Consider the following 25,318-nt stretch of genomic DNA (forward strand, 5'->3'; position numbering starts at 1 on the left):
AGTGATTATAATATCGGATAATATTAACACTGCTTTCCACTGAAAACGCCAAAACAAAGGACATTGTTCTATGCCGTCAGCCCAACCCCATAACCTTAACCGAAATGAATATCTAAACGAAGCCAAAAAACATCTCGAAACAATTGAGCGAGGGCTTCTGAATTTATCAGGCGTAGTTAGACAGCCAGAAACGCTACAGAGTTTGTATGAAGCTGCGGATTTTTTAAATACTGGAGCCCTATTCCACGAAATGGAAACTCTACAGCAGATGGCACAGTTTTTTGAAGATTGTTTTGGGGTGATGCGTACTGCTTCTGTGGTTAGTGATAAGCACTTAGAAGGGTTATTGTGGAAAATTTTTGATACTTTCCAAGGGTTAGTGGATATGCATCTTATGTCAGAGGAGCCCACTGAATATACCCAAGGAGTAGAAAGAGAAGTTTATAAAGGATTACAGCCCACCTTAAATGAGGCAAAACAATATCTTCAGTCTCGCATTTTGCACGAGGAAGCAACAGTTAGTGAATTAACCCCCGAAAGCGAATTTTTCCATGAGCAAGTAAATGCGGAATTAAAAGCAATGGAAGGGTTACTCCAGCAAGATAATCCTTCTTTTTATCGAAACGAATTGCAAGAACATTGTCAAGTTCTAGAACAAATTGGGGCGCAGGCAAAAATCCCCACTTGGGTAAAATTATTAAAAACAGCTCAAAGCGCGATCGCTGCTACAGAAAACTCAGTCACAAAAGCGACTCAAACGGCGATTAAAGATATTCAGGAAGCCCAAGAATTAATTAATCTCGGCGAAGCCTACAAAATTAAACCTAGTCAGCGCCTCAAGGCAATGTCCTTACAACTGTCTTCGCCTTGGGATACCCAAACCAGTGAAGCATCTGAAGAAGAAGAGAATAACTTTACAATTGAAGAATCAAACTTCAACAACCCAGATCTTGAATTAGATGAAAAAGCCACAATTGCTGATCTCGATGGTATTTTTGAAAACAGTAATTCTAGTGAAAATGGGCCAGAAGATTTAGACTTACTCGACAGCTTAGATGGAGATCTCTGGGAAGGAGAACAGCTTAACCTTGAAGAGTCACCACAAATCGATCACTCTGAGGACAATTTGCAGTTATGGGATGAGCAAGAAACGATTTTTGAAGAAAATGATGAGTTGTGGAATGAGCAAGAAACCGCCTTAGAAGAGGATGGCAAGGAAGAAAATTTAGAGCAATGGAAAACGGAAAATACTGATCAAGAAGTTGAGAATGATGAGTTCTTACAGGATCTTTTTGGCTCCACAGAACAGGCAAATGAATCTGATGATTTCGACAAATTCTTAAATAGTATCTCTTCAGAAGAAGAAAGTGATAGCAACCAAGATTGGGATGATTTATTTAGTTTTGCTGATGCTTCAGCCGAAGAAGAAACTGGTGAACTAGAAGTAGAAGAAGAGGGAGAAGCGGCTTCTAGTATTGAAAGTGAAGATAACTTTTCTTGGGCAGAACAAACCTTTGAACCTTTAGAAGATCTAGAAACCATTTTTGCTGAGGAAGAAGAACAAACCTTTATTCAACCTACAACAAGAGAGCAGCAACAAGTAGATCAAAATGGTGAATACGAAACCTTTATCGAACAATTACCGCATGAGGTAACAACTCGCACCCCTCAAAATTCTCTGCAATACTATGAAACTTTAGATAACTTAGCAAATCTAATTGAAGCTTCTCCTCAAGCCGATATAGCAGAAAATATTGACGTTACTGCTCTCAAAACGTACATTGAGCAACCTGCTAGCTTGTCAGAAGAAACTGTTGCGCCTACGAGTGAGCAACAACAGAAGGCTGAACCACAACAGCCCGCTCAAGTAATGCCATTGAAATCCAATACAGGAGGCACGAGTTTATTCGAGCAAACTGTAAAAGTTCCCGTGCGGTTAATGGATCATCTCAATAACCTCATCGGGGAATTAGTGGTGAATCGAAATAGCTTAGAACAAGATCAAGAGCGCTTACGACGCTTCCTAGATAACTTGTTAGAACAAGTGCAGAATCTCAATGACTTAGGAATGCGAATGCAAGACCTTTATGAACGGTCTTTATTAGAAAATTCTCTACTGGCTAGCAAATCTTATCGTACTCAGGAAGTCACTCAAGTTGGGGGCAACCAAGGAAATAGTTATCAAGACACAAAAAATAATTCTGAAGACTATGATCCTCTAGAAATGGATCGCTTTAGTGGTTTCCATCTGCTTTCTCAAGAAATGATTGAGTTAATTGTCCGAGTGCGGGAATCTAGTTCTGATATTGAGTTTTTAGTGGATGAAATTGAACAAGAGGCTCGCATTTTTCGCCAAGTGACTACCCAACTACAAGAAGGGTTTACCTCAGCACGAATGGTTCCTTTCTCACAAGTTGCTGATCGTCTCCCGCGGGCAGTACGGGATATTTCCTTAAAACTGAATAAAAAAGCCCAATTACAGGTGGAAGGGAAAGAAACCCTTGTGGATAAGATGATCCTAGAGCAACTTTATGATCCCATGACCCACTTAGTTAATAATGCCATTACTCATGGGATTGAGTCTCCAGAAGATCGGAAACAAGCTGGGAAGTCGGAAACAGGCACAATTAAGGTAGAATCTCATCACCAAGGAAACCAAACCATTATTTCCATTTCTGACGATGGGGCAGGCTTGGATCCGATTCGTATTCGTCGCAAAGCTGTGGAAAAAGGACTGATTTCCCAAGCAGAAGCCAACGGACTACCTGATATTGATATTTTTGACTTTATCTTCCATCCGGGGTTTAGTACCAAGGAGAAAGCGGATGACTTTGCTGGGCGTGGTGTGGGAATGGATGTTGTCCGTTCGTCTCTGAGTAAACTTCGCGGTAGCATTAACATTGATTCTACGCCGGGTAAGGGAACAACCTTTATTATTGGTTTACCTTTGACTCTTAGTATTACCACTGCTCTCTGTTGCAAACTGGATCAGTCTAATATTGCCTTTCCTGTGGATGGGGTAGAAGATAAGTTTGAAACCAGTAAGGAAAATATTAAGGTTAATCAAAAAGGGGAACGCTTTATTCGCTGGCAAAAGAGTTCCACGTTGCTGCCCTTTAAGCATTTATCAGAGTTATTTGTTTATAACCGCACCCTGACTCGCAGTAATGTTTATGCGGCGCAATCAGAAGCAGATGAAATTTCCGTGGTGGTTCTCCGCAGTACAGGGAACTTAGTGGCGGTACAAGTGGATCAGGTTTTAGGACAACAAGAGATCGTTATTAAACAGCTTTCGGGCCCCGTTCCCAAGCCTGTCGGGATTGCTGGGGCAACAGTTACCTCAGAAGGGAGTGTCATGGCGATCGCGGATGTTTTAGAACTCATTGACTTGTTCTATGGACGAGTCCGTAAAGATGTTATGAACTCTATGTTGGCACAACAAGAAAAAGCCGCCGAACAAGAACAGGGTGAAGCAGAACCAATGGTGCTAATCGTGGATGACTCGATTACAGTACGAGAATTACTCTCGATGACCTTTAGTAAAGCTGGCTATCGCGTGGAACAGGCGCGTGATGGTAAAGAGGCTTGGGAAAAACTGCGAGCGGGTCTTGCTTGCGATATGATGTTCTGTGATATTGAAATGCCAAGAATGGACGGTTTAGAATTGTTATCTCGTATTAAACAAGAAGAGCGATTTGCTGACCTCCCAGTGGGAATGCTGACTTCACGGGGGGCGGATCGTCATCGCCAAATGGCAACCCGTCTCGGGGCAAAAGGCTATTTCACAAAGCCCTATTTAGAGGAGGTGCTATTGGATGCGGCGAAGCGAATGCTCAAAGGCGAGAATATGATTAACCAGAAGGCAAATGTTTAAGTAATGAAGCAAACAATCAAATTAGCTCTGAAGGTTGGTGCATTGGGGTTACTCAGCGCATTGGCTGTAATTCTTCCTGCGACTGGTAGTGAGGAGTTTTATATTGATGTGGGGATTGTGCAGCGATTTGGAGAAAATGCTGAGGATGAAATTGTTCTTGAGAGTCCTGATAATGCCCCATTAAGGGTAGAATTTGAAGAAGAGGGAAACGCGATCGCGCTCTTAACTAATCGCTTAACCCTAGAAATCGAGGAACGGGCTTTAGAAAAACCGCAACTGCGAGAACGACTGGTGTTAAGTGATCATGCCACTTTTGAAACGGCAGAAAGTAGTGCCAAAAGTTGGGAAGAACGGGGCTTATTAGTAGAAGTAACTCAGCCTGGGCGTTGGCAAGTTTGGGCAAAAACTGATATTTATCGGACTCCTTTATTGCGGCGATTTTTATTGGCTAGTTTAAAGGAGGAAGGCTACGAAATTCCCTACTTGCAAACAGAATTCTTAGAAGAAGTCCCCATTGTTACTTTTGAGATCAATGGCGAACGCTACACGGTTGAAAATCTAAGTATTCAGCACGAAGGGGAAAGAATTTATGTGGATGCAAGTGATGAACCCCGTCGGCTTTATCCGGGAAGTTTGCAGCTACAACCTAATTCTTATGGGAATTATACGTTAGTGAATACGGTGGAAGTAGAAGACTATTTACGGGGAGTCGTTCCCCATGAAATTGGTCATCAAGCCCCATTTGAGGCAGTGAAAGCTCAAGCGATTATTGCTCGAACTTATGCTTTAAGAAATCTTCATCGGTTTGAAGCGGATGATTACGAATTGTGTGCCACCGTTCATTGTCAAGTATATTGGGGATGGAGTGAAACCAATGACCGCAGCGATCGCGCCATTCAAGACACCGCAAGGCAGATTCTTAGCTATGACAATCAATTAGTCGATGCCCTTTATTCCTCAACCACAGGAGGCGTAACTGCTTATTTTGATGACATTTGGGATGGCAGTCCACGTCCTTACTTAAAATCAATCGTTGACTCCACAGAAGGGATTTGGGATTTAGAAGCCAATCCCTTAAATGAAGAAGAGAATTTCCGTCAGTTTATTGCCCAAGAAAGCAACTTTAATGAAACAGGAAGTCATGCTTTTCGTTGGCAACGGGAAAGTAATCTTGAAGAATTAACCGAAGATTTGACAACTTACTTAGAACGGACTAATCATCCTGACGCTGAGGCAGTGACAGAAATTAAAGAAATGACAGTGACAGCGCGATCGCGCTCAGGGCGCATTTTAGAAATGGAAGTAGAAACCAATCAAGGAACCATTACCCTAGAGAAAACAGAAGTTCGCAGTGCTTTTGATCCCCCACGTAGTACCCTATTCTATCTTCAGCCTGTAGAAAATGATGAAGGTGAATTAACTGGGTATGAATTTATCGGCGGTGGCTTTGGACATGGTGTGGGATTAAGCCAAATTGGAGCGCATCATCTTGCCAGACAAGGGTGGGCAGCTTCTGAAATTCTGTCTTTTTACTATCCAGAAACAGAAATTATCCCCCTTGAAGAAGTAATCGAGGAAGAGTAATGGTTCTTTACGTCATTTTGCGATTAATCTGAGAGATATGTTAAGTTAAGTAAAGATAGTCAACAGATAAAATAAATAATTATTAGCTCCTTAACATTCTTCCTCGAAGAAAACAGAGTAGAAAGCTTGACTTAAGCCTTATTGTTAGACGCAAATTATTAAGGACATAAAAAATGAAACTACCTTGGCGGGTAATCCTACTGTGGACACTACCAATTCTCGTGGTTGGCTTCTTTCTTTGGCAGGGAACTTTCTCTCCCAACGCTGCCGATCTAAGTGGTAATAATACAGCCAATACACGACTCAGTTATGGTCGCTTCCTTGAATATTTAGAGTCAGATCGGGTACAGGCCGTTGATCTATATGACAACGGTCGCACTGCTATTGTTGAAGCCAGTGATCCCCAACTTAGTGGCAGTGTTCAGCGTTATCGCGTTGACCTCCCCGAAAATTCCCCCGAATTAGTTAGCAAAATGCGGAAATCGGGAGTAGAAATTGATTCCCATGATAGTGGCGACAATGGGGCAATTTGGGGCTTATTAGGCAACTTAATTTTCCCTGTGTTGCTGATTGGGGCTTTATTCTTCCTCTTCCGCCGTTCTAATAACGCTGGTGGCGGACCAGGACAAGCCATGAATTTTGGTAAATCTCGCGCCCGTTTCCAAATGGAAGCAAAAACCGGCATTCTCTTTGATGATGTTGCCGGTGTCGATGAAGCAAAAGAAGAACTGCAAGAAGTGGTTACCTTCCTCAAACAACCTGAACGGTTTACTGCAGTTGGGGCAAAAATTCCAAAAGGTGCACTTTTAATTGGCCCCCCTGGAACAGGAAAAACCCTCATGGCAAAAGCCATCGCTGGGGAAGCAGGCGTTCCCTTCTTTAGCATTTCTGGTTCAGAATTTGTGGAAATGTTTGTTGGGGTTGGGGCTTCTCGGGTCCGCGATCTCTTCAAAAAAGCAAAAGAAAATGCACCCTGTCTCATCTTTATTGATGAAATTGACGCAGTCGGTCGTCAGCGTGGTGCTGGTATCGGCGGTGGCAATGACGAACGGGAACAAACCCTCAACCAATTATTAACGGAAATGGACGGTTTTGAAGGCAATACAGGTATTATTATCATTGCCGCTACCAACCGCCCAGATGTTCTTGATACTGCCCTGTTACGTCCCGGACGCTTTGATCGTCAGATCAGTGTCGATGCCCCTGATGTTAAAGGACGGGTGTCTATTCTTAATGTTCATGCTCGTAACAAAAAGCTATCCCCTGATGTTTCTTTAGAGTCCATTGCCAGACGGACTCCCGGTTTTACCGGTGCTGATTTAGCTAACCTTCTCAACGAAGCGGCTATTCTGACCGCCCGTCGTCGTAAAGATGCAATTACCCTTTCTGAAATTGATGATGCGGTGGATCGGGTTGTTGCTGGTATGGAAGGAACGCCCTTAGTGGATAGTAAGAGTAAGCGTCTCATTGCTTACCATGAAGTGGGTCATGCCATTATTGGCACTTTAGTGAAAGAACATGATCCTGTCCAGAAAGTAACCTTAATTCCTCGCGGGCAAGCCCAGGGTTTAACTTGGTTTACACCTAGTGAAGAACAAACCTTAGTATCGCGATCGCAGCTAAAAGCGCGAATCACCGGTGCTTTAGGGGGTCGAGCAGCTGAAGAAGAAGTCTTTGGTGATGCGGAAGTAACCTCTGGTGCTGGTGGTGACTTACAACAGCTAACTGCCATGGCGCGACAAATGGTAACTCGCTTTGGAATGTCTGATCTCGGTCCCATGTCCTTGGAAAGCCAAAATAGTGAAGTTTTCCTCGGCGGTGGCTTAATGAATCGCTCAGAATATTCCGAAGAAATTGCTTCCCGTATTGATGCTCAAGTGCGAGAAATTGTTGAACAATGTCATCAAAACGCCCGACAAATCATTCGGGATAACCGCGTTGCCATTGACCGATTAGTGGATTTACTCATCGAAAAAGAAACCATTGACGGGGATGAATTCCGTCAGATTCTTTCTGAGTACACTGAGATTCCCGAAAAGGAACAGTATGCACCACAACTGCAATCATAGTTGTTGGCATATTATCTCCTAACAATTAACTAATTCTAGGGTGGACAATTGTCCGCCTTAGTTTTTTTGATTGCAGTTAACTTAATTTTGAAATAGAATGAAAGATTGCGTCTCCTGCTCGGAACAGGTCAGACAGCAACCAAAGCGAAAATATCGCTACCTGTACGGCATTTTGAAAGGATTAATCAGACCATGAGTTATGCAATTGTAGAAGCAAGCGGAACCCAGATCAAAGTGGAACCGGGTTATTTTTATGACCTCAACCGTTTGCCCGTTGACGAAGAAGGCAACTATACCTTCGACAAGGTATTATTAATCAATAATGACGGTGAAATCACAGTCGGTCAGCCTTACATTGAAGGGGCAACTGTGGAAGGAACAGTCATGAATCACCTAAGAGGGAAAAAAGTTCTGGTTTATAAAATGAAACCGAAGAAGAACTACCGCAAAAAGCGAGGACACCGTCAGGAATTAACTCGCGTCATGATTAATTCTATTAGTCTTAACGGTTCCGTCATTGCCCAAGCTGAGACTGAACCAGAAGCAGTAACCCCAGAAGTAGTTTAGGTTATACCAGAATAGAATAGGAAGAAAAATAGAGAGGAAATTATGGCTCATAAGAAAGGAACAGGAAGTACTCGCAACGGTCGGGATTCTAATTCAAAACGTTTAGGTGTTAAGCGTTTTGGCGGTCAAGTCGTTCGTGCTGGCAATATTTTAGTGCGTCAGCGGGGAACGAAAATTCACCCAGGACTCAATGTTGGTCGCGGCAATGATGACACCCTCTTTGCCTTAGTCGATGGAGTTGTTTCCTATGATCGCTATGGCAAAAGCCGTCGTAAAGTTAGCATCCGCCCTGTAGAAGAAGCAACAACTGCCTAAGCGATTAACATTAGTTCATATCCCTAAGGATATTTGACCCTCTCCAGTTAAGGAGAGGGTTTATTTAAAAATCCAATTGAAAACGGTTCAAGAAATTAAAGATAAACTGGGTTACACTCTGTTGGGATCAATTCCGCTATTTGGGAAACAAGCCAGTGAATTACCAATGCAGGATCAGCCACGCTCTGCTGTCAGTGAAGCCTTTCGGATGCTACAGGCAAACTTAAAATTCTCACGAGTAGATGAAAAGTTAAAGGTCATTGTCGTAACTAGTAGTGTTCCCAATGAAGGTAAATCAACGGTGACTGGGAATTTAGGCTTGGCTCTAGCGGAGTTAGGAAATCGAGTTTTAATCGTTGATGGGGATATGCGTCGCCCCAGTCAGCACCAAGTTTGGGAAGAACCAAATTCTATGGGATTAAGTAATCTTCTAGTGGATCAAAGTGATGTCAGTACAGTCACTAAAGAACTGCATCCCAATCTTGAGTTATTAACAGTAGGGGCACCGCCACCTAATCCGATCGCGCTTTTAGATTCGCAACGAATTGCTGATTTCATAGACAAATGTCGTCAAGCCTATGATTATGTCCTAATTGATACCCCTCCGATGGCAGTAGGAGCAGATTCGGCTCTTTTAGGAAAACTAGCCGAAGGAACATTATTAGTGGTTCGTCCGAATATGGCTGATCTCACTAGTGCAACGGGAGCGAAGGAAATGTTACAACGCTCAGGACAGCCGGTTTTAGGAATGGTCATTAATGGCGTTAATCCCTCAGATGAGCCTGATAGCTACTACTATTACTATGCTCAAGGCTATTATTATGAAACGAAAGAAGAGGAGGAATCGGGGAAAAAGGCTCTCTTTGGTTTTGGGAGAGGAAAAAGCAATCAATCCTAAATGTTTCATTTCTGATTAGTCTCATCTTCAGTGTCTTCTCAGAATGGAGGATTATGCTAAGGGGAGTAAGGATTAGTATTGTTTCTTGTAATGCAGTTGCTCCCCTTTAAGAAAATTAAGGCTTGGTTTCAGACTTGGAATCCCAAATCGCTGCGGTTTCGGTTAACTCTAGCCATTACCACCGTATCGGTAGTTGGTATGGGGGGGCTAGCCATTTGGTTGGGCGTGACGATGCAACGGATTCTCATTTCAGCACATAAAGACAATGTTCTTTATCTTGATGAGCGTCTCCCTGAAGATGTGGCAATTTATGAGGAGATGTTTTCCCAGCCAGAAGCAATTCAGAAGGCAATTGATAATCTCAGTCGCGATCGCGTGGTGATGTGGGTAGAAGATGAGGAAGAAGACATTATCGCCAGAACTGGGGGTGTCGATACCCCACAACCTTTACCTGTTTCCCCAGAAACCACTAATTTTCCCTTTCCAGGAGTAACACTTTCGCAAGTAGATGGACGGTATTGGATTCTCTGTGCTAGCCCTTTGACTGTTAATGGCGAGAGAATTGGCAACCTTTACATTGTTCAAGATATCCATGCTGAACAAGTGATGTTCTTGCACGTAATGAGAAATTTAGCTGTTGCGACAGTGGTTGCTATTACGGGAATTAGCATAGTCGGGGGAATTTACGTTGCGCGATCGCTGCTTCCCCTGCGTCGGATTTGTCAATTGACTGAAAGTATCTCGGCAGATCATTTAGGAGAAACCCGAATTGCTCTGAATCACGCCCCCACAGAAGTCCAACAGTTAGCAGAACGGTTTGATGAAATGCTCACTCGTTTATATGCGGCTTGGGAACAACAGCGTCAATTTGTGAGCAATGTTTCCCATGAATTACGAACTCCCTTAACGATTGTGTCTGGCTATTTACAAAGTGTGCAAAGACGAGGTAAAAACCTCAGTGAACCCCAACAAGAAGCCCTTGCTATTGCCAGTAATGAAGCGGATCGCACCATTCAGTTATTAGAAGATTTATTAACCTTAGCGCGAGTGGATAATGGGCAAATGCAGTTTCAATTAGAAACCATATCCTTTCCTTCATTTATAGAACAGATCATTGAATTATTCCAACAATGCCACGATCGCGCGATTCATTATCATCTCCCGACAGAAGAAATAAAAATCTGTGCTGATAGTAATCGTCTCAAACAAGTTATTCTTAATCTTCTCGATAATGCCATAAAATATTCCGAGCCAGAACAACCCGTTACAATGACGCTAGAGCGGAAAAAGCAATTAGGCGTCTTATCAGTGCGCGATCGCGGAATTGGCATTCCCTTAGCCCAACAAACTCGCATTTTTGAACGTTTTTATCGCGTTGACGACGCAAGAAGTTGCTCCACAGGAGGCACTGGTTTAGGATTATCAATTGTTAAAACCCTTGTAGAAGGAATGGGGGGAAATATTAAAGTCAGTTCCCGCCCTAGGGAAGGTACAATTTTTACCCTTACCTTTGCCACTATGTAGTGGAGACTTTTTGAGCCTCTTCTGCCTAAAGGCGAGAAGATTCCCTTGTAGACTCTTATCTAGATTTAACTCTTAGAGTTAAATCCCCGACAGACCGCCGTTACAGGGCTGTTTGGTCACGGTCGCCCCAACCGCAGACACTTACATCTTAACACAGAACGCCATAAATGGCGGGGTTTTGAACCCGTGATTTTACGATAATTTCCTACTTTAACTATTATTGCTGGGGAATATGAACATACTATTATAGTCGTTCCAATTCAGTTCCGTAGTGCAGCCATCTTGGCTGCTACTAGGGAGCAAGATGCTCCCACTACTTTTAAGTTGCTGTTTTTTATTTGGAATGACTATAATTATCTGCTTCAGGTATTAAATCATGTTAAGCATCCTGAAAAAATCTTGACAGAAGTTGAAAAAAGATACTTGTTTGCGTTAGGGGTTAATCATAGAGATTATCTTGGGAGGAGCCTCATGGAAAACTTGTTGCAAGAAAATTGTATTCCCTGCCATGGAGGCGTTTCTCCAATTAGCGAGGAAGAAATAAAGCAGTATAAACCTCAAATCCCTGACTGGTCAATTATTAATCAGGAAAACTCGTCTTATCTTGAACGCTGTTATCAGTTATCGGATTTTGCGACGGCGCTGGTTTTAGCCCAGAAAATTGGAGAAGTTGCTGAAAAACAAGGACATCATCCCACTTTGATTGTGGAATGGGGAAAGTTAACTGTACAGTGGTGGACTCATGCTATTAACGGGCTACATCGTAACGACTTCATCATGGCTCGAAAAACGGATCAAATACTACAAGAATTGTGACAAGCGCGATTCAGTTCAGTTAACTGCCTGCCCAGGGGGAAGAGTTTAAAAGCTCATGATAACATAAAGTCAAAGTCTCTGACCTAACCGACTCATCTTCATAGCCATGAAACGACTGCTTATTTTCGGTTTATTTTTACTGGGATTAACCCTTGCGGTTTGGAACTTTTTAAGTTCAGTCCCCCAAGGAACTTATAACAGTTATGTTCTCGATTTCAAAGAAGAAATTCCCTACTCAGTGGTAGAACAAAAACTGAAAACCCTGGAAAAAGAATATGGGGTTACTACCAGACTTAATAGTGAATTTTCTAAGCGCGATCGCGTTTATGTGGTTCAAACAGACGCTGAACTTCCTAGCCTTCAACCCCTCAAAGACTTAGTCAAAGAAGCCACCGAAGCCATCGATCGAAACTTTATTTATCAAACCTTTGATATCCCTAACGATCCTTATTATTCCCAACAATGGAACTTCCGCAGTATTAACCTCGAAAAGGCTTGGGATGAGTCGCAGGGAGAAGGCATAACCGTTGCGGTGATTGATACGGGTGTCAGTAAAGTTCCCGACTTAAAACAAACCGAATTTGTTGAAGGCTACGATTTCATTAATGATCGTAAACAAGCTGATGATGACGTAGGGCATGGCACTCATGTCGCCGGAACCATTGCTCAATCCACTAATAATAACTATGGGGTAGCAGGCATTGCCTACAAAGCCAAAATTATGCCCATTAAAGTCCTTGATGGCAATGGCAGTGGTACAATTGCCGATATTGCAGAGGGCATCCGTTTTGCTGCGGATAATGGCGCAGATGTCATTAATTTAAGTCTTGGCGGCTTTGGTGATAGTCACCTCGTCTCAGAAGCCATTAACTACGCCTATGACAAAGATGTAGTTATTGTCGCTGCGGCTGGCAACTCTAATCAAAATTCTGCTGCCTATCCTGCACGGTATCCCCGTGTAATTGGCGTTTCCGCCCTCGATGCGGCAGGCAACAAAAGTAATTATTCCAACTATGGGGCAGGGATTGATATCTCTGCACCAGGTGGCAGTGAAGCAGGGAAAATTATCCAGAATACGATTAACCCAGAGAAAGGAGATTCTGTTTTCGCAGGTTATCAAGGCACTAGCATGGCCTCACCTCATGTCGCTGGGGTGGCAGCGTTAGTGAAAGCCGTGGGCATTACTGAACCCGACGCAGTGTCCAATGTCTTACAACAATCGGTGCGAAAAGTGCAAGAAGACCCCATGAACCATTATGGCGTGGGACAATTAGACGCGGGAGAAGCGGTTAAACTAGCCATGAAAGGTCAAATTAGCGTCCGTGACTTCTTCCGTTGGATGCGTGATAATGGCTATCTCAATCCCCGTTTCTGGATTGATGGCGGTACAGTCATGTTGCCCTTTAAGTTAGCCACCGTCATTGGCGGTTATATCCTCGCTTGGTTATTACGCAATTACTTCCCCTTTGGCTGGAGTTGGTCTCTTGCCAGTGGAATTATTGCTGGCAGTTCAGGACTATTCTTCTTGCGAGGGATTTATATCTTTGACTTACCTCAAGCCCCCTTCCGTATTATGGGCAGTTCTATTCCCGAATTAGGTAATATGATTCCAGGGACGACTACCCTTAATCCCTTCTTTGCCAGTGTCTTAATTCCCGTGGGATTGGTTTTATTATTCCTGCAACATCCGAAGTGGGGTTGGTTTGCTGTCGGGACAAGTTTAGGCATGGCTTCCTTCTTAGCCATCAGCGCTGTCATGTCTCCAGCCGTGTGGGGATTAGGAAGTGGCTGGTTAAGTCGCAGTTATCTCCTAATTAATGCAGTTTTATGTTGGGGATTAGCCCGTCTAGCAAGTCAAAAAGAGACTGCAAGTGTTTCTTAAGCATGATATAAATCACTTTCTTGAACTAAAATTGTCAAACTGTTTAAGATGGAGAAACCAACTATACTGAATCAGCTTCAAGATTTGTTTTAAGCTAAACGATCAGATTGATTATCCAAAATTCAAGATCAGCTCAAAAGTCGTGCTTCTGTGAAGTGACGACTGCTATAACACAATGGAGAAATAAAAAAACTGGGCTGACTGAAAGGATAAAGACTCAGACAGCAAACCATCCTTACAAAAGATATGAGTAACGATAGCATGAACACAGAGAAACAAAACGTAACGAATCATTCAACCCCGTATCAAGGACAACCTTGGTTAGTGGAAGAAAGAGACGCTTGTGGGGTAGGGTTTATCGCCTCTCAAGAAGGGAAAGCAAGCCACAATTTAGTACAACAAGCCGTCAGTGCTTTAGGTTGCCTAGAACATCGTGGCGCTTGTAGTGCTGACCAAGACTCTGGTGATGGGGCGGGAATTATGACCGCTATTCCTTGGCAGTTACTCCAAAATTGGTTAAAAGAAAATCATTTATTTAGCCCTTCCCGAGAACATTTAGGGGTAGGAATGCTTTTTTTACCCTTAGATGAAGAAAAAGCAACCCAAGTCAGAAGCTGTGTTGAAAAAGTTCTCAAACAATACTGTCTCTATGTTGTCGGCTGGCGACCAGTTCCTGTGAATGCTGAGGTATTAGGAGAACAAGCCAAAGCAAACCGCCCCCGTGTCGAACAAGTTCTTTTTGCCTCCCCAACGCAACAAGGGGATGATTTAGAAAAAACCCTTTATATTACCAGTGCCAAAATTAAACAAGAAGTTGTTTCTACACCCGGCTTAGAAGACCCCGACGACTTTTATATTTGCTCCTTTTCCAATCGTACCATTGTCTATAAGGGCATGGTGCGCTCCGTGGTCTTAGGAGAATATTATTTAGATTTCCAGAACCCTGACTTTATTAGCCCCTTTGCCATTTATCACCGTCGCTTCAGTACCAATACCATGCCTAAGTGGCGACTTGCCCAACCGATGCGGTTATTAGGGCATAACGGGGAAATTAATACTCTTTTAGGGAATATTAACTGGATGCTTGCCCGAGTTGATGATTTAGAAGCCCCACATCTCAGTAAAGAAGAAATGGCAGCTCTGCCTTTAGTGAGTCAAGCTAAAAGTGACTCGGCAAACCTAGATAACATTATGGAGCTTCTGGTGCAAGCAGGACGCAGTCCCATGGCGGCTTTGATGATGCTGATTCCAGAAGCCTATCAGAATCAACCAGAATTAGCGGAACTTCCAGAAGTAATTGACTTTTACGAGTATCATCGTGGCATTCAAGAACCTTGGGATGGTCCAGCGTTAATTGTTTTCAGTGATGGTAAAACCGTTGGCGCAAACTTAGACCGAAATGGCTTACGTCCGGCCCGTTACTGTATTACCAAAGATAATTATGTCATTGTAGGGTCAGAAGCAGGAGTGCTTCCCATTCCCGAAGCTGACATTGTGGAAAAAGGTCGTCTAGGCCCCGGGGAAATGCTCGCGGTGGACTTACAAAATCACCAAATTCTAAAAAATTGGGAGATTAAAGAAAAAGTTGCTAAAGAAGCCCCCTATGGAGAGTGGTTAAAACAAGGGCGGAAAACTGTCGAGTTACAAGCCTTTCCAGATGCCCCACAAATGGATGAAACCGAGGTTTTTCAAAAACAAACCGCCTTCGGTTACACCGCAGAAGATGTGGAGATGATTCTCCAGCCTATGGCAACGCAGGCGAAAGAACCGACTTTCTGTATGGGGGATGATATTCCCTTAGCTGTATTGTCGGATAAGCCACGGCTACTGTTTGACTACTTTAAGCAACGGTTTGCTCAGGTTACTAACCCAGCCATTGACCCCTTACGGGAAAAGCTGGTGATGTCATTGCAGATGTGTTTGGGAGAAAAAGGGAACTTGCTACAAGCAACCCCTGAACACGCCCAAATGCTGAAAATTGAAACCCCCGTTCTCAATGATGGGGAGTTAGAAAGCGTTAAACAGTCTGGGTTTACCACCAGTGAACTTTCTACCCTGTTTGCCATTAGTGATGGGCCCCAAGGCTTGGAAAACGCCCTGCAACGTTTACAAGAACAAGCGGCGGAAGCGGTCAAAGCAGGCAGTAAAATTTTAGTGCTTTCTGACCGTGCTGCGTCGGGGATTAATAATGAATATAGCTATATTCCCCCTCTGTTAGCAGTGGGTGCAGTTCACCATCACCTCATTGAAGAAGGACTGCGGATGAAAGCCTCCATTGTTATTGATACCGCTCAATGTTGGAGTACCCATCACTTTGCTTGCTTAATTGGTTATGGGGCTTCTGCGGTGTGTCCTTATCTGGCGTTAGAGAGTATTCGTCAATGGGTCAGTGATAGTAAAACCCAGAAAATGATGGATAAAGGACGCATGGAAAAAATTTCTTGTCTCGAAGCACAAGAACAGTATCGCCATGCGGTAGAAATGGGCTTACTGAAGATTCTCTCGAAAATGGGAATTTCTCTCTTGTCCAGTTATAACGGCGCACAAATTTTTGAGGCAATTGGTTTAGGAGAAGATGTCATTAATCGCGCTTTTGCTGGCACAACTTCTCGGGTTGGTGGCTTAAATATGGAAGAACTTGCCCAAGAGGTGATGAACTTCCATCGTCGTGCTTTCCCTGAGTTACAAGGGAAGAAGTTGGAGAACTTTGGGTTCTTTAATTATCGTCCCCGTGGGGAATATCACATGAATAGCCCTGAGATGGCAAAAGCGTTACACCAAGCGGTTGCCGGCAAAAATTATGACCATTATGAGCTATATACCAAGCATTTAGAGGAACGTCCAGCAACGGCGCTACGAGACTTATTAGACTTCAAGGTGGATGAACAAAAGGCCATTCCTTTAGAAGAAGTTGAACCGGTAGAAGAGATTGTTAAACGCTTCTGCACAGGGGCAATGTCTCTGGGGTCGCTGTCTCGGGAAGCCCATGAAACCCTTGCTGTGGCTATGAACCGCATTGGTGGTAAATCCAATTCGGGGGAAGGAGGAGAAGATCCCACGCGCTTTATTGTCATGAATGATGTGGATGAAGAGGGCAACTCCCAGACATTTCCCCATCTGAAAGGGTTAAATAATGGCGATACGGCAAGTTCAGCCATTAAACAGGTGGCTTCGGGACGCTTTGGGGTCACTCCACAGTACTTGATGAGTGGTCGCCAAATTGAGATTAAAGTGGCGCAAGGGGCAAAACCTGGCGAAGGAGGACAACTCCCTGGCAAGAAAGTCAGCCCTTATATTGCCATGTTACGGCGGTCTAAGCCTGGCGTTCCTCTCATTTCACCACCGCCACACCATGATATTTACTCCATTGAGGATTTATCGCAGCTAATTTTTGACTTACACCAAGTCAACCCTGATGCGAAAGTTTCTGTGAAGTTAGTGGCTGAAATTGGCATCGGAACGATTGCTGCTGGCGTGGCAAAAGCAAATGCTGATGTGATTCAGATTTCTGGTCATGATGGCGGAACGGGGGCTTCTCCCTTGTCTTCTATTAAACACGCAGGAACGCCTTGGGAATTGGGGGTAACAGAAGTGCATCGGATGCTGTTGGAAAATCAACTGCGCGATCGCGTTACTCTCCGTGCTGACGGTGGCATCAAAACTGGCTGGGATGTCCTCATGGCAGCCTTAATGGGCGCAGAAGAATATGGCTTTGGCTCGGTTTCCATGATTGCTGAAGGCTGTATTATGGCACGAATTTGCCACACCAATAACTGTCCCGTTGGAGTGGCAACCCAGCAAGAAAAACTCCGTAAGCGATTCAGTGGCACTCCTGGTCATGTGGTTAATTTCTTCTACTTTGTCGCCCAAGAAGTGCGGATGTTGTTGGCGCGGTTAGGGTATCGTCGTCTCGATGAAGTAATTGGACGGTCTGATTTACTCAAACACCGTGAAAACATCAACCTGACCAAAACCGAGTCCTTAAACTTAAACTGTCTGATTAACTTGCCAGATGTGCGAGAAAATCGCAGTTGGTTACAGCATGAGGAAGTTCACAGTAATGGGCCAATTCTAGATGAAAAACTCTTAAATGACCCAGAAATTGCTAATGCCATGGCAAATCATGGTCAGGTGAACAAATCTGTTAAAATTCTCAACACCGATCGCGCTGTAGGGGCAAGAATCGCGGGTAAACTTGCTAAACAACATGGCGATACCGGCTTCAACGGGCAAATTAACCTTAACTTTCAAGGTGCTGCTGGACAGAGTTTTGGGGCGTTTAATCTCGCTGGCATGACCCTGAAACTTACAGGAGAAGCCAACGACTATGTGGGTAAAGGCATGAATGGCGGTGAACTGATTATTGTTCCCCCAGAAGACGCTACCTATGAACCTGCTAATAACGCGATCGTTGGTAATACCTGCTTATATGGGGCAACTGGTGGCTATCTCTATGCCAATGGACAAGCTGGTGAACGCTTTGCCGTGCGAAATTCCTTTGGCTATGCCGTAATTACTGGTGCTGGCGACCACTGTTGCGAATACATGACTGGTGGCGTTGTGGTTGTCTTAGGAAAAGTGGGACGAAATGTTGGTGCTGGAATGACTGGCGGTATTGGCTATTTCTTAGATGAAGAAAATAATTTCCCCGCTAAAGTCAACACCGAAATTGTCACCTATCAACGCATTGTCAGTAAAGCTGGAGAAGAACAACTCAAAGAACTGATCACCAATCATGCCCAACGCACGGGCAGCAAAAAAGCGCAGATGATTCTCGATAATTGGGAAACTTATCTGCCCAAATTCTGGCAAATTGTTCCTCCCTCAGAAGCAGAAACAGCAGTGGCTAATGCTGAAGTTTCGCAAGAGGAAAAAACGCTCACCAGTGTTTAATAATTAGCCAGTTCTTGATCTAAAAAAGCGCACCTGATCTAAGGATTGGGTGCGTTTTTTGAATAACTCTGGCTTAGTCTAATCAAAAGCCATGGTTGTAAAAGTTTCAGCAGGTTGCAATTTGGAAAAAGTTTGAAAAAACCTGTTACCTTAGAAAAAGTGAATTTACTCCTACATAATGAGCAATTTTCCCCTAACCGTTGGTATCAGTGGTGCATCTGGTTTAATTTACGCAGTTAGAACCCTTAAATATCTCTTAGCCGCTGATTATACTGTTGATGTGGTTGCGTCAAAAGCAAGTTTTATGGTTTGGCAAGCAGAAAACAACATCAAAATGCCTGTTGAACCAGATCAGCAAGAACAATTTTGGCGAGAACAATCTGAAGAAAAAGACAGAGGAAAATTACGTTGCCATCGTTGGGGAGATGTGGGTGCAACCATTGCTAGTGGTTCCTACAAAACCTTGGGGATGTTGATTATTCCCTGTAGCATGAGTACCGTCGCAAAGATTGCTCAAGGGTTAAGTTCTGACTTATTAGAACGAGCAGCAGATGTACAACTTAAAGAAGGACGGAAATTAGTTGTTGTTCCCCGAGAAACCCCTTTAAGCTTAATTCACTTGCGAAACTTAACCGCTCTTGCAGAAGCAGGGGGAAGAATCGTTCCCGCTATACCGGCTTGGTATCATCACCCAGAAACTATTGAAGATTTAGTGGATTTTGTTGTTGCTCGTAGTTTAGATCAATTTGATATCCCTTGTGTGCCTTTCCAACGATGGCAAGGCAGAGGAGATCATCAATGAAGTACCAAAACAAAGGACAAATTGACTACTTTTTTAGCTTTTGCCACAATTTAATCACCCATTTTTCGAGCCAGGCTAAACCGCGATCAATCCATTCTAAAATTCGGGCTAAAATATGCTTTTCATAACCAATAGGGATTGCTTCGGTTTGTAAATAATCTGTACTTTCAGATGTTGACTTTCCCTGATTTGTTTTACCATTCTTACTAGCAAGAGTCGTGCTTAACTGTTGCGCGATCGCTGCAGAAAATTCTTCATCAGTAATCACAGGAGATACTGGCTTATTAGTTTCTTCTTCTCCAAATAAATCCGCTTTGGTTAACCAGTCTTCTTGAAAAGAGGGCTCTCCTTCGGCATAAGATAACCCCTGATTATCTTTTCTTCTCAAATGTTCAAAAGCAGCTTCAATGAGTCTAGCGAGACTATAGGGATTATACTTTAGCGAACTTTGAGTGTCAGTTGCTCCCTTACCACTGAGACGTTTTTGGGGTTTTACGCCATAAAAATAATCCACCGCTGAGCGAATAAGAGACAAGATAGCATTATTATCCTGCTTACCTAAATTGGCTTTCCAGTGCCTTAATTGGTTAATAACAGGGCTTAATTTTGTCTTTTCCCAACGAGCAAGAGTACGATCTAAATTATTCAGTTGACTCGAAGGTGGCGTTTGAGAAATCGTATCAGCACCAGCAGGAATTTCTAATTGTGATTCTTGGAATAAATTTAACCGTTTCGCAAAGGGGCTAGTTTGTATCCACACCAGAAACTGCGATAACCACTGAATGGGATTTAAACGTTTTTTCGTTCGAGAATTAGCAAGTCGCCACCACCAAGGTTGTTGCAATTCCTCATAACATTCAATAATAACTTTAATTCGCTTTTTCAATTGCTGATGTTGTTGATCAGATAAGATATCAATGGTTTGATTATTCGCAGTGGCTAAAACCAGTTTCCCCGTTATCAAATCAGTGGCGATTCCCTGAATTAACGTATTGGAGGTTTCAGTTTTTCCTCCTTTGCGAAACGAACTAGCAGGTAAAAATGGAACTTGCCTCAACCAGTTTGCTTTTTGAGGGCGACTTAAGGGCTTAATTTCTACTTTGATTTTTCTAGGCTTCTTTTTACGCCAGAATTTGAGCTTTTCCCAGATTGAAGTTGAGGCTTCAGGGAGAGGAAGCAGTTGATAGGGAGTATGTTTTAGCCAGGGTTGGAGACTATTTAAGATAACACTTGTGGGTTGGCTTCCTACAGAGGAGGTATGTTGCTCTTTTGGTGGTAATAATAACTCAACGGTTTTATTTTGCAGTTGTTTTCCTAGTTGAGTTGAGGTTTGCACTAACAGGTAAAGGGGATAAGCAATGATTTGTATTCCCCACACCGTCGCAGTTTTGAGTTGTCTGAAACTGACCTTAGCGCGATCGCCGAAACGTAATGATTGGCGATTAATAAAGCTCAAAATCTGACTTTTGTAAGGCGACATTAACTCCCTAACCCTAGAATAGACAACATCAGCATGATTACTATTTTATCGTAAAATCACGGGTTCAAAACCCCGCCATTTATGGCGTTCTGTGTTAAGATGTAAGTGTCTGCGGTTGGAGCGACCGTGACCAAACAGCCCTGTAACGGCGGTCTGTCGGGGATTTAACTCTAAGAGTTAAATCTAGATAAGAGTCTACAAGGGAATCTTCTCGCCTTTAGGCAGAAGAGGCTCAATTTCCCACTTTTCCTTGCGTTGATCTATCGGTGTAGTTAGGGAATCAGGATAGGGTGGACAAACTGCCCACTCCATCCACTGTATTTACGCATTTACTGCTTCTTTGGCAGCATATATCACTTCGGCGCTGATATTTTCAATTCCTTGTTCTCGGGCATATTTTTCGGTATTCCGTTTTACTTTGCCACGAACAAACCCAGGAACTTTATTTAATTCTGCTAACCCGTCTTTTGTCCAATTTAAGTCAGATTCCGCAGAAACTGTTTTGGTAATCACTTCTTTGGTATCGTGTCCACCGAAGATTTCTAAGAGGTGATCTTCCATACCGAGAGTAAAGGAATTATACACTAAATCTACCACTTGGTTTGCTCCTTCATAGCCTAAGAAAGGACGATAGCCAACTGGGAAGTCTTGAATGTGAATTGGGGCAGCAATTACGCCACAGGGAATGTTAATGCGTTTACCCACATGGCGTTCCATTTGCGTACCAAAAATAGCAGCTGGTTCTAATCGCGCGATCGCGTCACCAATTGCCCCATTATCATCACTGACAAGAACCTCATCACAATAATCTTGGACTTGTTCTTTAAACCAATCCGCATCGTAGGTGCAGTAGGTTCCAGCTAAGACCACCCGAATTCCCATTTCTTTGGCTAAAATACGGGTCATAGCAACTGCATGAGTATTATCCCCAAAAACAACCGCTTTTTTCCCTGTTAAGTTTTGGCAGTCAATGGAACGAGAGAACCAAGCCGCTTGCGAGACAAAGCGGGTTTGATTATCAATATAGCCTTCATAATCAACATTTCCCCCCTGATCATTAATCGCCTTCTGCATCGAACGGATACAACGGGCCGTTTCCACAATTCCCATAGGGGTTACTTGTACCGTAGGAACATTATAATTATCCTCGATATATTTGGCTGCCATGGGGCCGACTTCCCGATATGGAACGAGGTTAAACCACGCCCGAGGAAGCGTTTTCAGTTCATGGACACAAGCCCCTTGCGGAATAATTTGGTTAATTTCAATGCCCAAATCAGTCATTAACCGTTGTAGTTCTGTGAGATCATGTTGATTATGAAAGCCTAAAGTAGTGGGACCAATAATATTAACGGAGGGCTTTTCCGTTTTATCGGTGCGAATATCACCTTTTTTCTCAGCTTTCTCTAGATAGAATTTGACAACTTGAGCAAGGGTTTTATCTGCTGCTTGTAGTTCATTCACACGATAATGATTAACATCGGCAAGCATGACATCGCCACTGCTATCGAGTTGGGCGCGTTGAACAAAGTTTTCTAAGTCTTCTTGTAAAATACTGGAAGTGCAAGTGGGGGTAAGGATGGTTAAGTCGGGATGAATTTCGGCATCTTTACGGGTAATGTTATCCACGACTTTTTCTTGTGAGCCACGGGCAAGTACCTTACGATCTACCACACTGGTAGTTACAGGCGTAAAATTGCGATCGCGCTCTAACATCGACCGCATAACATTAAAGTAATCATCTCCGAGGGGGGCGTGCATAATAGCGTGAACGTTCTTAAACGAGCTAGCAATGCGGAGTGTGCCAATATGAGCGGGCCCCGCATACATCCAGTAAGCTAATTTCATAAATTCAAGTCTGTCTCTGAGTTAGTTATGTTGTATTGTCTCAGATATGATCGACAGGATTGAGTCAAGGCATATCTACTTAAAAAAGTCTCTAATGCTTATGACTAAAGGAATTTACCAGTTTTATTTCCTTCTCGAAGTGTACAATTTTTCTTGAATCTATAGGATTCTTAAAGTCTTTCAATAAATTTAAAAGAAGGGATATAATTTTACAAAAGTAAAAAAGAAATTACGATTTCAAAATGGTCTTAGGTGCAATTGCAGGAGACATTATCGGTTCAATTTATGAATCACCATGGAATAATATTAAAACTAAATCGTTTCCTCTTTTCCAAAGTGAAAGTCGTTTTACAGATGATACGGTTCTCACTGTCGCTGTCGCCGATGCGATCCTCAATAATCAAAGTTATATCATAAAGTTAAAAGAATACTATCATCGCTATCCTAATGCTGGGTTTGGAGGAAACTTTCGTCGTTGGGCAGCCAGTGATAATACTGAACCATACTATAGTTTTGGGAATGGTTCAGCAATGCGAGTTAGTCCAGTTGCCTATGCGTTCTCTGATTTAGAAACGGTAAAAAACGAAGCCTTAAAAAGTGCTGCCGTAACTCATAATCATCCTGAAGGAATTAAAGGGGCGCAGGCAATTGCTATGGCAATATTTTTAGCGCGATCTAATATTAGTAAAGCAAAAATTCAGGAAAAAATTAAAGAGTTTTGTCAATATGATCTTAATTTAACTGTCTCAGAACTGCAAAAAACATATTGTTTTGATTTATCTTGTCAGGGATCAGTTCCTCAAGCGATTATTTGCTTTTTAGAGGCAACGGACTTTGAAGATGCAATTCGTAATGCTATTTCCATTGGTGGGGATAGTGATACTCTTGCTTGTATGACAGGGGCAATAGCAGAGGCTTTTTATCAGGAGATTCCTGAGGGGATTTTAAAAGAAACTTATCAACGGTTAGATGGGCACTTGAAAACAGTTATTGAGGATTTTAAACAACAATATTTATAAATATTTTATTCAATATTATTAATTTCTTTATGAATAAAGTCCCATAGCTCTGCTCTTACTTGCAAGGCTTTTTTAGCTGCGGATACTGCATTATTCCAGTTTTGAGGAGAATCTCCACAAATTTCAATCATCATTTCTTGTCCCAATTTGCTATGTTGCTCACCATCAACTTTAATATGTCTTTCTAAGTAGTAAATTAGCTTCTGATATTGATCTGCTTGAGGAAAATCTTGCAAAATTCCTAGAAATAACTCTGGAATGATATCTTCTCGACCATACAAAAAGATGGCAACTAATTCTGGATTAGAAGCCATAGAAATATTATCAAACGTAAAATTAAGAAATTGACAAACTGGAGAAGGTAAATTAATAGAGGCAGTCGCTTGTTTAACAGAATATCCTTGCTTAACTAAACTCACAAGAGAGACTATTTTTTCAGTTTCTGCCCCTACATCCTTCATCGCATCTAAATAAAGGCTATAATGGCTACAAGGGATTCCTTGAGGGTCTAAATCAGATTCTTCTCCTAAAACAATTTCATTAATAAGCCGACAATTTTTTGGATTTTTGGGAGTCCAAGGAATTTCTACAGAAGTTAAGCGGTGCTGTAAAGTTTTGACAAGGGACATAAAATCCCAAACTGCAAAAACATGGTTTTCCATAAAGACTTGAATTGCCTTTTTTGATGTTAAGGACTCATATAAAGGATGCGTTTTGAGATAATTTTTTTGCTGGCTTAATTCTTTTTCTATTTGAATCAGAAATGATGACATGAGGGTCATTTAAATTGAATTAGTTGGACAGTTTGACTAGGATCATCTTGATACGTTTTGGCTTTGGCTTCAATTTGTTCAAGTTGTCCTAATGCTAATCCACAAGGGCGACCATATTTTGCTTTAACTCTTTCACTTCCTGAATTTAGGGCTTCACTGCATCGCGCAACAAAATCTTCTAAGGAATAACTTTCACCAACTTGGAAATATTTTTTGATCACTGCCGAAGGAGAATAGCATACTTCTGTTGACCCATCTGGCCAAGCAATTTCAAAATGAACTTCTGGCATAACTTTCCACTCCTTAAAATCCTGTAAGAGGGGTCTGATTTAAATCCCAAAATGGGAGCAATTCTTCCCCTAATTTTAGTTTAAAAACGCGATCGCGCGTTACTTCCCCAACTACAGCAACTGCTAGATTAGCTTGTTGGACATAGAAATAACTATTCTGGGGAATCAATTAACCCAGGGTGATCTTGGGGGCGAGGGCCAGCTGGCCAATGAAAGCGACGTTCAGCCTCTGTAATGGGCTTATCATTAATACTAGCTTCTCTGCGTCTCATTAAGCCATTTTCATCAAATTCCCAGTTTTCATTGCCATAAGCGCGATACCATTGTCCAGCATCATCATGCCATTCATATTGAAACCGAACCGAAATCCGATTTTCCCCATAAGCCCACATTTCTTTTACGAGACGATAATCTAGTTCTTTATCCCATTTGCGCTGTAGAAAAGCACGGATTTTTTCACGACCTTGAAAAATTTCGGAACGATTGCGCCAAAAACTATCTTCTGTATAAGCTAAAGAAACTCGTTCAGGATCACGACTATTCCAAGCATCCTCAGCCATCCGAACTTTCGCGATCGCGGTTTCTCGATCAAAAGGGGGCACTAACTTTTTTGTTGTCATAAGTCTAAAAATTCACTGATATGCTAGAGAAAAACATTCATTAGCTAGGTTTGGGTTATCATAG

The 25,318-nt window shown here is 42.6% G+C and carries 17 protein-coding genes; 12 read left to right on the forward strand and 5 right to left on the reverse strand.

The features are described from left to right. Window positions 1–70 precede the first annotated feature (70 nt). The 11 genes from FRE64_RS17915 to FRE64_RS12345 all read left to right on the forward strand — a co-directional run bounded on the left by FRE64_RS17915 (window position 71) and on the right by FRE64_RS12345 (window position 19,224). A complete protein-coding gene (locus tag FRE64_RS17915; RefSeq protein WP_246140309.1) occupies window positions 71–3,874 on the forward strand; it encodes a hybrid sensor histidine kinase/response regulator in 3,804 nt (1,267 codons plus the stop codon). A gap of 3 nt (window positions 3,875–3,877) precedes the next feature. Then, a complete protein-coding gene (locus FRE64_RS12300) occupies window positions 3,878–5,458 on the forward strand; it encodes a SpoIID/LytB domain-containing protein (RefSeq protein ID WP_186708811.1) in 1,581 nt (526 codons plus the stop codon). A 173-nt stretch (window positions 5,459–5,631) separates the two neighbouring features. Next, the gene (ftsH2, locus tag FRE64_RS12305; RefSeq protein WP_146296512.1) at window positions 5,632–7,527 is read left to right on the forward strand and encodes an ATP-dependent zinc metalloprotease FtsH2; all 1,896 of its coding nucleotides are present in this window, start codon (window positions 5,632–5,634) and stop codon (window positions 7,525–7,527) included. Window positions 7,528–7,719: 192 nt separating this feature from the next. Next, on the forward strand, window positions 7,720–8,094 hold the full coding sequence (gene rplU, locus FRE64_RS12310; protein WP_146296513.1) for a 50S ribosomal protein L21: 375 nt from the start codon (window positions 7,720–7,722) through the stop codon (window positions 8,092–8,094). Between the two features lie 42 nt (window positions 8,095–8,136). Continuing rightward, the gene (gene rpmA, locus FRE64_RS12315) at window positions 8,137–8,409 is read left to right on the forward strand and encodes a 50S ribosomal protein L27 (RefSeq protein ID WP_146296514.1); all 273 of its coding nucleotides are present in this window, start codon (window positions 8,137–8,139) and stop codon (window positions 8,407–8,409) included. Between the two features lie 76 nt (window positions 8,410–8,485). Next, entirely contained in the window at window positions 8,486–9,307 is an 822-nt protein-coding gene (locus FRE64_RS12320; protein ID WP_146296515.1) for a CpsD/CapB family tyrosine-protein kinase, read from the forward strand. Window positions 9,308–9,397: 90 nt separating this feature from the next. Continuing rightward, a complete protein-coding gene (locus tag FRE64_RS12325) occupies window positions 9,398–10,831 on the forward strand; it encodes a sensor histidine kinase (RefSeq protein ID WP_146296516.1) in 1,434 nt (477 codons plus the stop codon). Between the two features lie 471 nt (window positions 10,832–11,302). Further along, complete coding sequence (locus FRE64_RS12330; RefSeq protein ID WP_146296517.1) at window positions 11,303–11,647, forward strand: 4a-hydroxytetrahydrobiopterin dehydratase; 345 nt, start codon at window positions 11,303–11,305, stop codon at window positions 11,645–11,647. 106 nt (window positions 11,648–11,753) lie between these two features. Next, window positions 11,754–13,529 (forward strand): S8 family peptidase, encoded by a 1,776-nt coding sequence (locus tag FRE64_RS12335; RefSeq protein ID WP_146296518.1) that lies wholly within the window; start codon window positions 11,754–11,756, stop codon window positions 13,527–13,529. Between the two features lie 246 nt (window positions 13,530–13,775). Next, window positions 13,776–18,422, forward strand: a complete 4,647-nt coding sequence (gene gltB / locus FRE64_RS12340) for a glutamate synthase large subunit (RefSeq protein ID WP_146296519.1) — start codon at window positions 13,776–13,778, stop codon at window positions 18,420–18,422. Between the two features lie 178 nt (window positions 18,423–18,600). After that, window positions 18,601–19,224: a flavin prenyltransferase UbiX gene (locus FRE64_RS12345; protein ID WP_146296520.1), complete on the forward strand. Its 624-nt coding sequence runs from the start codon at window positions 18,601–18,603 to the stop codon at window positions 19,222–19,224. Window positions 19,225–19,249: 25 nt separating this feature from the next. Here FRE64_RS12345 and FRE64_RS12350 read toward each other — a convergent pair whose 3' ends face one another. Beyond that, complete coding sequence (locus FRE64_RS12350; protein ID WP_146296521.1) at window positions 19,250–20,704, reverse strand: hypothetical protein; 1,455 nt, start codon at window positions 20,702–20,704, stop codon at window positions 19,250–19,252. A gap of 321 nt (window positions 20,705–21,025) precedes the next feature. Further along, window positions 21,026–22,552, reverse strand: a complete 1,527-nt coding sequence (bchB, locus tag FRE64_RS12355; RefSeq protein WP_146296522.1) for a ferredoxin:protochlorophyllide reductase (ATP-dependent) subunit B — start codon at window positions 22,550–22,552, stop codon at window positions 21,026–21,028. 242 nt (window positions 22,553–22,794) lie between these two features. Between bchB and FRE64_RS12360 the strand changes: the two genes are divergently transcribed. After that, entirely contained in the window at window positions 22,795–23,571 is a 777-nt protein-coding gene (locus FRE64_RS12360) for an ADP-ribosylglycohydrolase family protein (RefSeq protein WP_146296523.1), read from the forward strand. A 5-nt stretch (window positions 23,572–23,576) separates the two neighbouring features. On the opposite strand, the gene FRE64_RS12365 is transcribed toward FRE64_RS12360, so the two are convergent. The 3 genes from FRE64_RS12365 to FRE64_RS12375 form a co-directional block, all read right to left on the reverse strand. Further along, entirely contained in the window at window positions 23,577–24,344 is a 768-nt protein-coding gene (locus FRE64_RS12365; protein WP_186708813.1) for a DUF3050 domain-containing protein, read from the reverse strand. A 5-nt stretch (window positions 24,345–24,349) separates the two neighbouring features. Then, window positions 24,350–24,634 carry an MSMEG_0570 family nitrogen starvation response protein gene (locus FRE64_RS12370; protein WP_146296525.1) on the reverse strand — a complete coding sequence of 95 codons (285 nt, stop codon included), beginning with the start codon at window positions 24,632–24,634 and terminating at the stop codon, window positions 24,350–24,352. 152 nt (window positions 24,635–24,786) lie between these two features. Then, entirely contained in the window at window positions 24,787–25,254 is a 468-nt protein-coding gene (locus FRE64_RS12375) for a nuclear transport factor 2 family protein (protein ID WP_146296526.1), read from the reverse strand. Window positions 25,255–25,318: the final 64 nt, after the last annotated feature.

The organism is Euhalothece natronophila Z-M001, assembly GCF_007904085.1.
Taxonomy (GTDB): Bacteria; Cyanobacteriota; Cyanobacteriia; order Cyanobacteriales; family Rubidibacteraceae; genus Halothece; species Halothece natronophila.

What these genes read in the sequence shown, in the direction of transcription:
- FRE64_RS12365 (WP_186708813.1), bottom strand. Translation starts at nt 24,344, where the DNA reads ATGTCATCATTTCTGATTCAAATAGAAAAAGAATTAAGCCAGCAAAAA.
- FRE64_RS12360 (WP_146296523.1), top strand. Translation starts at nt 22,795, where the DNA reads ATGGTCTTAGGTGCAATTGCAGGAGACATTATCGGTTCAATTTATGAA.
- FRE64_RS12300 (WP_186708811.1), top strand. Translation starts at nt 3,878, where the DNA reads ATGAAGCAAACAATCAAATTAGCTCTGAAGGTTGGTGCATTGGGGTTA.
- rpmA (WP_146296514.1), top strand. Translation starts at nt 8,137, where the DNA reads ATGGCTCATAAGAAAGGAACAGGAAGTACTCGCAACGGTCGGGATTCT.
- ftsH2 (WP_146296512.1), top strand. Translation starts at nt 5,632, where the DNA reads ATGAAACTACCTTGGCGGGTAATCCTACTGTGGACACTACCAATTCTC.
- bchB (WP_146296522.1), bottom strand. Translation starts at nt 22,552, where the DNA reads ATGAAATTAGCTTACTGGATGTATGCGGGGCCCGCTCATATTGGCACA.
- rplU (WP_146296513.1), top strand. Translation starts at nt 7,720, where the DNA reads ATGAGTTATGCAATTGTAGAAGCAAGCGGAACCCAGATCAAAGTGGAA.
- FRE64_RS12350 (WP_146296521.1), bottom strand. Translation starts at nt 20,704, where the DNA reads ATGTCGCCTTACAAAAGTCAGATTTTGAGCTTTATTAATCGCCAATCA.
- FRE64_RS17915 (WP_246140309.1), top strand. Translation starts at nt 71, where the DNA reads ATGCCGTCAGCCCAACCCCATAACCTTAACCGAAATGAATATCTAAAC.
- FRE64_RS12325 (WP_146296516.1), top strand. Translation starts at nt 9,398, where the DNA reads ATGCAGTTGCTCCCCTTTAAGAAAATTAAGGCTTGGTTTCAGACTTGG.
- FRE64_RS12370 (WP_146296525.1), bottom strand. Translation starts at nt 24,634, where the DNA reads ATGCCAGAAGTTCATTTTGAAATTGCTTGGCCAGATGGGTCAACAGAA.
- FRE64_RS12330 (WP_146296517.1), top strand. Translation starts at nt 11,303, where the DNA reads ATGGAAAACTTGTTGCAAGAAAATTGTATTCCCTGCCATGGAGGCGTT.
- FRE64_RS12345 (WP_146296520.1), top strand. Translation starts at nt 18,601, where the DNA reads ATGAGCAATTTTCCCCTAACCGTTGGTATCAGTGGTGCATCTGGTTTA.
- FRE64_RS12375 (WP_146296526.1), bottom strand. Translation starts at nt 25,254, where the DNA reads ATGACAACAAAAAAGTTAGTGCCCCCTTTTGATCGAGAAACCGCGATC.
- gltB (WP_146296519.1), top strand. Translation starts at nt 13,776, where the DNA reads ATGAGTAACGATAGCATGAACACAGAGAAACAAAACGTAACGAATCAT.
- FRE64_RS12335 (WP_146296518.1), top strand. Translation starts at nt 11,754, where the DNA reads ATGAAACGACTGCTTATTTTCGGTTTATTTTTACTGGGATTAACCCTT.